Annotated in this window: 3 protein-coding genes; 2 read left to right on the plus strand and 1 reads right to left on the minus strand. The window is 62.0% G+C overall.

Annotation, left to right across the window (positions count from 1 at the left end; all coding sequences use genetic code 11):
- Nucleotides 1–224: winged helix-turn-helix domain-containing protein (locus D8U69_RS24735; RefSeq protein WP_177434595.1), on the plus strand; the 224-nt coding region annotated here is incomplete at its 5' end.
- Nucleotides 221–1,831, plus strand: coding sequence for an ATP-binding protein (locus D8U69_RS24740; RefSeq protein ID WP_130908365.1), 1,611 nt, complete (start codon nucleotides 221–223; stop codon nucleotides 1,829–1,831). The genes D8U69_RS24735 and D8U69_RS24740, both read left to right, overlap by 4 nt.
- A gap of 144 nt (nucleotides 1,832–1,975) precedes the next feature.
- On the opposite strand, the gene D8U69_RS24745 is transcribed toward D8U69_RS24740, so the two are convergent.
- Nucleotides 1,976–2,691 (minus strand): 4'-phosphopantetheinyl transferase superfamily protein (locus tag D8U69_RS24745; protein WP_130908366.1); only part of this gene is annotated, 716 nt, incomplete at its 5' end.

The raw sequence follows: 2,691 nt of genomic DNA on the forward strand, positions 1-2,691 counted from the left end.
TCTGGCTGTTGGTGGCCAACGCCGGGCGCATTCTGTCCCGGGAAGAAATCTTCACCGCCCTACGCGGGATCGGCTATGACGGCCAGGACCGTTCCATCGACGTGCGCATCTCGCGCATCCGTCCGAAAATCGGCGACGACCCGGATCATCCACGGCTGATCAAGACTGTGCGTAGCAAAGGTTACCTGTTCGTTCCCGAGGCCTGCGTAGACCCAACCCTGTGAACTCGATCTTCCTGCGTATTTATGGCGGCATGTGCGCCGCGCTGATTCTGGTGGCGGTGCTTGGCGTGCTGGCGTTGCACATGCTCAACCAGGTGCGCAGCGAGCAGTACCGCGAGCGTCTGGCCCATGGCACGTTTTCGCTGATGGCCGACAACCTGCAACCGATGAACCAGACCGAGCGCCACCGGGCGTTGCTGGTGTGGGAGCGATTGCTGGGCATTCCGCTGGCGCTGAAAACCTTCAACGAAACCGACCTCGACCTGCGTCAACGTACCCGTGTGCTGCATGGCCAGGCGCTGGTGGAGCAGACCGGGCCGCATGCGGCGAAGGTTTATCGCCTGGTCAGCGAAAAGGAACAGCTGGTTCTCACCGGGGAGGTGCAGCAGATCAGCGAGCAACTGGCAAGGGCGACGATTTACCTGTTGGTCGATGAGCTGGTGCGTTATCCGGTGGGCGAGCAACCGGTGCGGCTGGCGCAATTGAAGCAGGACAAGGGGTTTGGTTTTGACTTGCGTCTGGTCACCGTCGAAGACGCTGACATGGACGAAGACCAGAGTCGTCGCGTGTCCGAGGGCGACACGGTCATGGCGCTGGGCAAGGGTGGCGATTCGATCCGGGTGTTTGCCGGCATGGTCGGCACGCCGTGGGTGCTGGAAATCGGCCCGCTGTACCAGATGAATCCTTATCCGCCGGAGTGGCTGGTGCTGATTGCAGCGTTGGGCCTGACCCTGATCGGTTTGATCGTCTATCTGCTGGTGCGGCAACTGGAGCGGCGCTTGCGCGGGTTGGAAGCGGCGGCCACGCGTATCGCCAAGGGCAGCCTGGAAACCCGCGTGCCGGCGCGCGGCGCGGACTCGGTCGGGCGCTTGGCGTCGGCATTCAACGGCATGGCCGAACACTTGCAGCAACTGCTGGCGATCCAGCGAGAACTGGTGCGCGCGGTGTCCCATGAATTGCGTACGCCGGTGGCGCGCCTGCGCTTTGGCCTGGAGATGATCGGCTCGGCCACTACGCCGCAAGCCCTGGAAAAATACTGCGAAGGCATGGACCACGACATCGAGGACCTCGATCGCCTGGTGGATGAAATGCTCACCTATGCACGACTGGAGCAGGGTTCACCGGCGCTGAACTTTCAGCGTATCGACCTGGATGCGCTGGTCAATCAGGTGATCGAGGAGCTGGCACCGTTGCGCGCCGATGTCACGGTGCAGCGAGGCTTGTGCCTGTCGGCTGCCGATTGTGACGACGCCTGGGTCGAGGCCGAGCCACGCTACCTGCACCGGGCGATCCAGAATCTGGTGAGCAACGCCATGCGCCATGCCCAATCACGGGTGACCATCAGTTATCAGGTGGGCCAGCAACGCTGCCGGGTAGATGTCGAAGATGATGGGCCGGGTGTTCCGGAAATCGCCTGGGAGAAAATCTTCACGCCATTCCTGCGCCTCGACGACAGCCGTACCCGCGCCTCGGGTGGGCATGGCTTGGGCTTGTCGATCGTGCGGCGGATCATTCATTGGCATGATGGGCGGGCGTTGATCAGCAAAAGCAAGAATCTGGGCGGGGCGTGTTTCAGTCTGAGTTGGCCGAGGAATCAAGAAAAGCGGTGAGAGTTTGCATTGCCTGCACAGGACTCATCGCCAGCAGGCTGGCTCCCACATTGGATTTGCAGTGGGCCGAAAATTTGGCAACACCTGTGACCAACTGTGGGAGCCAGCCTGCTGGCGATGAGGCCCGGGCAAGCGCCGGATAACTCAAGCCTTGATACTGACCAGGCTCAACAACTGCCCATCCTGCACCCCGAACTGCGCCTCCAGCTCGGTGCCGTTGCGCCATTCATTGGACAGGTCCGTCAGCAACCGTAACCGCACTTCACCCCGTTCGGTCCACTCCAACACTTCGGCATGCTCGAAATAGAAGCGCTGCTGGACAATGGGGTAGAGCGCCTTGAACAAACTTTCCTTCACCGAGAACGTCAGGGTCACCAGCAATGCCAATTGATCACGAGAGCGGGCGGCCATGCGCTGCAGCTCGGGCGCGGTGAGGATTTCTCCGGCCAGGCGTTCGGCGCGTTCGGCATTGAGCAGGTTTTCCAGGTCCATGCCCAAACCGCGCCAATGGCTTTTTTTCGCCACGATGGCCGCTGCCCGCCCGGTGCTGTGGGTGATCGAACCGGTGATGTGCGCAGGCCAGACAGGTGCCCGGTCTTCGCCGATGGCCGGACTGAAGTTCAGGCCTTCGAGTTTTTGCAAGGCGGCGCGGGCGCAAAGCCGTCCGGCAAGAAACTCTGCCTGCCGCTTGGCGACGGACCGCTGGATACTGGGTGGCGCCTCGATGGCGCTGCGCTGGAAGTCATCACCCAGCAGTTGCGCAGGATCGAAGTGGGTACTCAACAGCACCGTGTCGGACAACACAAATGGCAACGGCCAATGCGCATCGAGCGGGGTGCAGCAGGCGGGAAGGGCGGGGA

Origin of the sequence: Pseudomonas sp. Sample_16 (assembly GCF_004307665.1) — a bacterium.
Classification (GTDB): domain Bacteria; phylum Pseudomonadota; class Gammaproteobacteria; order Pseudomonadales; family Pseudomonadaceae; genus Aquipseudomonas.